General features: G+C 71.6%; 4 protein-coding genes. 2 read left to right on the forward strand and 2 right to left on the reverse strand.

The genetic code is table 11. From position 1 onward, the window contains the following. Positions 1–388: 388 nt before the first annotated feature. Positions 389–2,974 (reverse strand): alpha-amylase family glycosyl hydrolase, encoded by a 2,586-nt coding sequence (locus FQY64_RS03860; protein WP_186760843.1) that lies wholly within the window; start codon positions 2,972–2,974, stop codon positions 389–391. Positions 2,975–3,252: 278 nt separating this feature from the next. Here FQY64_RS03860 and FQY64_RS03865 point away from each other — a divergent pair, with 278 nt between their 5' ends. Then, positions 3,253–5,958: a TonB-dependent receptor gene (locus FQY64_RS03865; protein ID WP_186760844.1), complete on the forward strand. Its 2,706-nt coding sequence runs from the start codon at positions 3,253–3,255 to the stop codon at positions 5,956–5,958. A 591-nt stretch (positions 5,959–6,549) separates the two neighbouring features. Here FQY64_RS03865 and yihA read toward each other — a convergent pair. Next, positions 6,550–7,152 (reverse strand): ribosome biogenesis GTP-binding protein YihA/YsxC, encoded by a 603-nt coding sequence (gene yihA / locus FQY64_RS03870; RefSeq protein ID WP_146472399.1) that lies wholly within the window; start codon positions 7,150–7,152, stop codon positions 6,550–6,552. Between the two features lie 142 nt (positions 7,153–7,294). Here yihA and FQY64_RS03875 point away from each other — a divergent pair. Next, positions 7,295–8,103 (forward strand): c-type cytochrome (locus tag FQY64_RS03875; RefSeq protein WP_146472400.1); only part of this gene is annotated, 809 nt, incomplete at its 3' end.

Below are 8,103 nucleotides of genomic sequence, written 5' to 3' on the forward strand. Positions count from 1 at the left end.
GAGCGGGTCGTACACGCCGCACTGCTTTGCCCCCCTCTCCCCCGCCCGCGGGGGAGAGGGTTGGGGTGAGGGGGGCACGCCGAAGGCGCGCGCGGTTGGCCGCGTCCCGGTAACACCTCGCGCTTGCGAAATTCGACAAGCTCAGCGCGAGCGGTCCCCCGGCGGCCCGAGCGCTCGCGTTCGTCCTTCGACAGGCTCACGACGAGCGGGTCGTACACGCCGCACTGCTTTGCCCCCCCTCTCCCCCGCCCGCGGGGGAGAGGGTTGGGGTGAGGGGGGCGCGCCGAAGGCGCGCGCAGTTGGCCGCATGCCGTCGACACCATCGCGCTTGCGCCCTTCGACAAGGCCAGGACGAGCAGGCAACAGCCCCGTCAGCACGGACGCACTCTCATCGCGGCGGTACCACCACCGTCACCGCATCCATCACCTTCGGATCGTCCGCACCGCCGCCACCGAACGTGCCGCCGCCCGGCTCCGCCGTCAGCGGGCGGTAGCCGCCGTCGTAGTCCCAGGTGGTCACGTGCACGCGCGCACCGGCCAGCGTGGCCGGATTGCCGAGCGCGCGGGCCGGCAGGGTGAACGTCACCGTGCGCGCAGCCGCGTCCACCGCCAGCGACGGCCCCGGCGTCAGCGGCGTCCCCTCGCGCCCCGCATCCGCACCTTCGGACGAGAACAGCCCGCTCGCCCAGCCGTGCGCGCGCAGGCGCACGTGCCAGCGCATGCCGTCGGGCAGCTCGGCATTCTGCAGCGGCATCGCGCGCGCACCGCCCGTGCGGCCAGGCAGTTCCACGAACACCGTGAATGCGACATGGTCGAAGTCGTTGGGCGGGTTCCAGCCGCGCAGCAGCTCCCCGGTCTGGATCTCGATGCGCAACGCGCCGCCGGCGCCCGCCACGCGCACGCGCCGCAGGTCGAGCGAGGCATGCGAACCCCAGCTCGGATCGGTCGGATAGCGGTAGCGGCCGTGCGGGCCGGCATCGTCGCCGGCCGGATCGGTCGCCTCGGAGAGCACCCGCCACGGGCGCGTCACGCGGAACCGATGCGGCGGCGACACCGCGCCGCCCGCCTCGTCCCACAACACCGCCGTGTGCTCGACGCCGCCATCGGCCATCGCGCTGGTATCGACGGCGGCGCGCCAGCGTCCCTGCGCATCGACCGCAACCTCGCGCGCGTGCGCCAGGTCGCCATCGACCACCAGCTTCAGCCGCCGCGTGCCGTGCGCGGCGCCGCTCAAGGTGAAATCGCCTTCGACCGACGCCGGCGCGTCCTCCAGCGAGATGCGCCCCGCCACCTGCGCGACCGGCTTCGCCGTGCCGCGCGCCCACACGTAGGCCGCGCGCGGCGGCAGCACGAGCGTCAGCCGGCCGTCGGCATCGGTGCGCGCCGCGCGCGGCCGCTCGCCGAGCGCGAACAGCGGCCGCAGCGCAACGCCCGCGCCCCAGCCGACGTCGAGCGCGGGCAGCAGCGCCGGCACGTCGGCGGTGTTGAACACGACCAGCGCGGGCGCGCCATCGGCCGTGGCGCAGGCGCGCGCCGCCGCGCCCCCGCAGCCGGCCGGTTCCATCGCGTACGCCAGCACGCCGGGCGCCGCCGGGTTGCCGGCCAGCACGCGCGGCACGCCGCGGCTGAACACGCGGTGCGCACGGCGCAGCGCGATCGCCTCGCGCAGGAAGCGGTAGAGCGGTGCGCGCGTGTCGAAGCGGTCGCGCCCGCCCGCGCCGTGGCCGCCCGCGAACATCGCCGCGCGCATGTCGGTGAAGCCCTGCTCGGTGCCGTAGTAGATCACCGGGATGCCGGGCAGGGTCAGCATCGCCAGCAGCGCCTGTTTCAGCGCGGGCTCGCTGCCGTGGCGCCGGAAACGATCGACGTCGTGGTTGTCCACGAACGTCGGCATGCGGTGCGGGTCGGCATGCACCTGCATCGTGCGCTCGATGCGGTAGGCCAGCTCGGCGGGAGGACGCCCGCGCGCGAACACCTCGGTCAGGCTGCCGTACAGCGGGAAGTGGATCATGCCCGGCAGCAGCGCACCTTCCGCATCGCGCATGTAGCCGTCGATGCGGCGCATCTGCGCATCCTGGAACGGCTTGTCGAGCGCGAAGCCTTCGCCGAACACGTGGAAGTCGCGGCGTCCGGTGGCGCGCGCAACCTGCAGCACGCCGGGCGCGGCCGCGTCGTCGGCGTACAGGAAGTCGCGGAAGTACGAAGGCGGCACGTAGAACGCGGTATCGACGCGGAACGCATCGACGCCCACCTCGCGGATCCAGTAGCCGTAGCTGTCGCGCAGCGCGCGCCGCACTTCGGGGTTCTCGGTGTTCATGTCGTCCAGCCCGGAGAGCTGGTAGGTCCACACCTGCCGCGGGTCGTCGAAGTCGGCGATGTCGGGCGTCCAGTGGTAGATGCCGCGCGCGCGCTGGGCCGGATCGCGCGGATCGTTGGCGTCGAACGGCGGCTGCGACGGTCCGCGGTGGCCGGCGCCATCGGTGCCGACCTGCGGCGCGCCGCCGGGTGCCGGGTAATGCAGGTAATCGCCGGTGTGGTTCACCACCACGTCCTGGATCAGGTACATCCCGCGGCGGTGCAGGGCATCGGACAGGCGGCGGTAGTCCTCCAGCGTGCCGAAGTGCGGGTCCACCGCCTTGAAGTCGCGCGCCCAATAGCCGTGGTAGCCGCCGTACTTCGCGCGCGGGTTCCACCACTGGTTCAGCACCGGCGGAGTGATCCACAGCGCGGTCGCGCCGAGCCCTTCGATGTAGTCGAGCCGCTGCGCGATGCCGCGCAGGTCGCCGCCGCTGAACTTCGCCTCCGAGGCCGGATCGAACTCGCCGGTGCCCTGGTCGTTGTTGCGCGGGTCGCCGTCGGCGAAGCGGTCGATCATCACCAGATAGACCACCTGGTCGCGCCAGTCGGGCGAGGGCACGTGCAAACGCAGCGCCGCATCGCCGGCGGCCGCCGCGTCCGCGCACGCCGTCGCCATCCCCAACGCCGCCACCCACCGCGCGATCCGCCGCATCCGCATCTGTGCACCCTCCAGCCGCATGCCAGGCGCGGACTATTCCATGCCGGCGAACGCGTCCGGACAGGGCCGGCGCCCGCATCGGCGATGAATACGTATGCATGGCGAACCGGCATGAATACGTATGCACAACGACGTTGTGCAGCAGCACGCGGCACTACCATCCGGCCACGCGTCGAGGCCATGCCCGGCGCGTGCGAGACCGGACGCCGCACGTCCGGCCGCACACAAACGACCGCATGGATTCCGGAGGGGTGATGTTGAATCTCAAGCGCAACCTGCTGAGCGTGGCGCTGGCGTCGGCGACGATGACGCTGGCGATGGGGGCTCACGCGCAGACGGCGCCCGCGCCGCAGCAGCAGGACCAGGAAAACGCCGACGAGGCGCGGCAGCTCGACACCGTGGTCGTCACCGGCATCCGCGCCGGCATCGAGAACGCGATCGAGACCAAGCAGAGCTCGACCTCGATCGTCGAGGCGATCTCCGCCGAGGACATCGGCAAGCTGCCCGACCTCAGCATCGCCGAGTCGATCGCGCGCCTGCCCGGCCTGACCGCGCAGCGTGTCGCCGGCCGCGCCTCGACGATCCAGATCCGCGGCCTCGCCGACGATTTCGGCACCACCCTGCTCAACGGCCGCGAGCAGGTGAGCGTGGGCCACAACCGCGGCGTCGAGTTCGACCAGTACCCCTCCGAAGTGATGAGCGCGGTGGTCGTCTACAAGACGCCGGACGCATCGCTCATCGGCCAGGGCCTGTCGGGCACGGTCGATCTGCAGACGGTGCGTCCGCTGTCCTTCCCCGACCGCGTGATCGCGTTCAACGTGCGCGGCGAGCGCAACTCGCTCGGCGAGCTCAACCCCGAGTCCGACGACACCGGCTACCGCGTCAGCGGCACCTACATCGACCAGTTCCTCGACGACACGCTCGGCGTGGCGATCGGCTACGCGCGGCTGGACTCGCCGGGCCAGGCCAACCGCTGGGAAGCGTGGGGCTATCCGCAGACCCCGTCCGGCGCCTGGCTGCTCGGCGGCAGCAAGTCGCAGGTGTCCTCGGTCGACAACGTGCGCGACGGCCTGATGGCGGCGATCGAGTGGAAGCCGAACGAGCAGCACCATTCGATCGTCGATCTGTACTACTCGCGCTTCGAGAAGACCGAGACGCTGCGGTTCCTCGAAGTCGGCCTCGGCTGGTCGGGCGCCACGCTCAGCAACGCGGTGGTGGAGGACGGCGGCGTGGTCGGCGGCCGCTTCACCGGCGTGCGGCCGGTGCTGCGCAACGACCGCAACACGCAGGACGACAAGCTGTTCGCGATCGGCTGGAACCACCGCTTCACGCCGAACGCCGACTGGACGCTGATCGGCGACCTCAGCTTCTCCAAGGCCGAGCGCGAGGAGATGCTGCTGGAGACCTACGCCGGCCTCGGTCACGTCTCCGATCCGGGCGCCACCGACACCGTCGATTTCGTCATCGACCGTTCCACCGGCAAACCGCATCTGACGTTCGGCCGCAGCTACACCGATCCGGCCACCATCGTGCTCACCGATCCCGGCGGCTGGGGCCAGGACGGCTTCGTCAAGTTCCCGTCGGTCGAGGACCGGCTGTACTCGGCGCGCGTGAGCGCCGAGCGCAACTTCGAGACCGGCATGTTCAGCAGCGTCGAGTTCGGCCTGAACCACGCCAACCGCGAGAAGACGCGCGCCAGCGGGCTGGAAGCGTTCCTGCGCCTGCGCGACGGCCAGGAAGTGCCGATCCCCGCGGGCTTCCTGCGCGATCCGGTCGATCTGGGCTACACCGGCATTCCCGGTTCGATCACCTACGACGTGATGGGCGTGTTCCGCTCGATGTACGACCTCGACGAGCTCGTGCATCCGGACGTGCGCAACAAGAACTGGACCGTCGAGGAGAAGGTGACCACCGCGTACATGCAGTGGAACATCAACACCGACATGGGCACGGTCCCGCTGCGCGGCAACATCGGCGTGCAGGTGGTGCGCACCGACCAGAGCTCGCAGGGCTACCTGGTTCCGTTCAGCGACGCCGACACGCCGGTGCGGATCAGCGGCGGCCGCACCGACACCGAGATCCTGCCCAGCCTCAATCTGGCCTGGTCGCTGCCGGCCGACCAGATGCTGCGCTTCGGCCTGGGCCTGCAGATCGCCAAGCCGCGCATGGACCAGATGCGCGCCAACCAGAACGTCTCCATCAACGCCGCCAACCTGTGGGAAGGCAACGGCGGCAACCCGGAACTGGAGCCGTGGAAGGCGACCGCGGTCGATCTGTCGTACGAGAAGTATTTCGGCGGCCGCGGCTACGTCTCGCTCGCCGCGTTCCACAAGGACCTGCACACCTGGATCAAGGAAGACACCGTCTTCCGCGACTACACCGGCTACGACCCGCGCGGCCGCACGCCCGCTTCGCCGATCGGCACCTTCACCACGCCGGTCAACAAGGAAGGCGGCAAGCTCTACGGCTTCGAAGTGGCGGTGTCGGTGCCGTTCGACCTGATGTGGGAGCCGCTGGAAGGCTTCGGCCTGATCGCCAGCTACACCAACACCCACAGCGCGGTGCGTCCGGATGGCCCGGACGGCGCGGTCGAACCGCTGCCCGGCCTGTCGCGCGAGGTCTCCAACCTCACGTTCTACTACGAGAACCACGGCTTCTCCGCGCGCGTCAGCCAGCGCAAGCGTTCCTCGTTCATGGGCGAGGTCACCGGCTTCGGCGCCGACCGCTCCAGGCGCTGGATCCGCGGCGAGGAGATCGTCGACTTCCAGATGGGCTACGCGTTCGGCGACGACACCGCGCTGCGCGGCATGTCGGTGCTGCTGCAGATCAACAACCTCACCAACGAGCCCTACCGCGAGTACTTCCCCGAGTTCAGCAACCTGCCGCGCTTCTACAGCGAATACGGCCGCCAGGTGCTGCTGGGCGTGAGCTACAAGTTCTGACTTCTCCGCGGCCCCGCCGCGACCCCCGACGCCCCCGCCACGCGGGGGCGTTTTTCTTTGCGCCGCTCCGCAGCAGCGGCTTCAGCCGCGACCCTGCGCCGCCGCCCGCGTCCCCTGTCGTGGCTTGCCCCTCTCCCCCGCTTGCGGGGGGCTCCCTTGAGGTCTGCCCTGAACCTTCTCCCGCTTGGGGGGAGGGCTGGGGTAAGGGGGCGCGCCGAAGGCGCGGGGGCCGTTGCATGCCGCCTCCATCACCGGACCTGCGCCGTTCGACAGGCTCAGGGCGAGCGGTCACAGGGCTCCGCCCACGCCCCCTCTCCCCCGCTTGCGGGGGAGAGGATCGGGGTGAGGAGGCGTGCCGAGGGCACGCGGGGTCCGTTGCCTGCCGCCCCCATCACCGGACCTGCGCCGTTCGACAGGCTCAGGGCGAGCGGTCACAGGGCTCCGCCCACGCCCCCTCTCCCCCGCTTGCGGGGGAGAGGGTTGGGGTGAGGGGGCGCGCCGAAGGCGCGCTCAGGACGAGCGGGTTACAGGAGGCCCGGAAGGGTGTGGGCGCGCCCCAGGGGCGCGGGCCGAAGCCGCTCCGTACGGCGACTACGGCAGCCCCAACCATCCGCCGATCACCGCCCGCGCCTCGTCCACCCCCTGGCGGCTCTCCGCCGAGAACGTCTGCGCGCCCACCGCATCGCCGAACGCGCCGGCCAGCTCGCGCCGCACCGCCGCCAGCGTCTGCGCCTGCTGCCCGCGCCCGAGCTTGTCGGCCTTGGTCAGCAGCGCATGCGCCGGCAGGCCGCGCGCCACCGCGTAGCCCAGCATCTGCCGGTCGTAATCCTTCAGCGGGTGGCGGATGTCCATCACCACCACCAGCCCGCGCAGCGCCTGGCGGGTGCGGAAATAGCGGTCGATGAAGCCCTGCCAGTGCTGCTGCAGCGCCTCCGGCACCTTCGCGTAGCCGTAGCCGGGCAGATCGACCAGACAACGCTGCGGCTGCACCTCGAAGAACACCAGTTGCTGGGTGCGGCCGGGCGTCTTGGACACGCGCGCCAGCGCGTTCTGGTCGCACAGAGCGTTCAGCGCGCTCGACTTGCCGGCGTTGGAGCGGCCGGCGAAGGCCACCTCGAAGCCGCCGTCCGGCGGAAGCTGCTGCGGGTTGTGCGCGGAAAGCAGATAACGCGCGCTGCGGAAGGGATGGTTCATCGGCGCAAGGATCGCACGCCGCGACGGCGGGCGCGCCGTCCGGCGCGTTCGCGTTGACCCTGCCCCGCCCGGGGCCGGATAATTCCGCGGTTCCGGCAGGCCGACCGCGGCCCGCCTTCCGTCTTCCCCGGAGCCCAGCTGCATGAGCCAAGCCCGCGTCCTCGGCCTGATCGGCGTCGCCGCCGTCGCGGCCCTCGCCGTCGCCTACGCCCAGACCACCGTGTCCCCGGCCCCCGACAACGCGCCGGTGGAAGCCGCCCCGCTGGACGGCGCGGCGCAGGCGACCTGGGGCGATCCGAAGGCCGGCCAGCAGAAGGCCGCCGCCTGCGCCGCCTGCCACGGCGTCGACGGCAACCCGAGCGTGGCGCAGTATCCGCGCATCGCCGGCATGCCGGAGCGCTACATCGCGCACCAACTGGCCCTGTTCAAGAGCGGCGAGCGCAGCAGCGGGATGGCGGCGGTGATGAAGCCGTTCGCCGATCCGCTCTCGCCGCAGGACATGCGCGACCTGGGCGCGTATTTCGCGCAGCAGACGCCCGGCGCCGGCATCGCCGACGACACGCCGATCCAGCAGGGCCCCTACGCCGGCATGAAGTTCTACGAGGTCGGCCAGCGCCTGTACGTGGGGGGCGATCGCGCGCGCGGCATTCCGGCCTGCATGGCGTGCCACGCGCCGGACGGCGCCGGCAACCCGGGCCCGGCCTACCCGGCGCTGGCCGGCCAGCAGGCCGAGTACGTGCAGCGCCGCCTCGAGGAGTACCGCGCCGGCCAGCACAACCTGCGCGACCCCGCCCTGTTCAACATCATGGCCAGCGTGGCGAAGAACCTCACCGACGAGGAGATCCGCGCGCTGTCCAGCTACGTGCAGGGCTTGCACGACCGCAGCCTGGACCTGGCGGCCGCCGACGCCGGCGCCGCGCCGGCCCCGGCCGCGACGCCCGCCGCCGCCCC

It is taken from the genome of Vulcaniibacterium thermophilum, from assembly GCF_007923255.1.
Taxonomy (GTDB): domain Bacteria; phylum Pseudomonadota; class Gammaproteobacteria; order Xanthomonadales; family Xanthomonadaceae; genus Lysobacter_F; species Lysobacter_F thermophilum.

What these genes read in the sequence shown, in the direction of transcription:
- yihA (WP_146472399.1), bottom strand. Translation starts at nt 7,152, where the DNA reads ATGAACCATCCCTTCCGCAGCGCGCGTTATCTGCTTTCCGCGCACAAC.
- FQY64_RS03860 (WP_186760843.1), bottom strand. Translation starts at nt 2,974, where the DNA reads ATGGCGACGGCGTGCGCGGACGCGGCGGCCGCCGGCGATGCGGCGCTG.
- FQY64_RS03865 (WP_186760844.1), top strand. Translation starts at nt 3,253, where the DNA reads ATGGATTCCGGAGGGGTGATGTTGAATCTCAAGCGCAACCTGCTGAGC.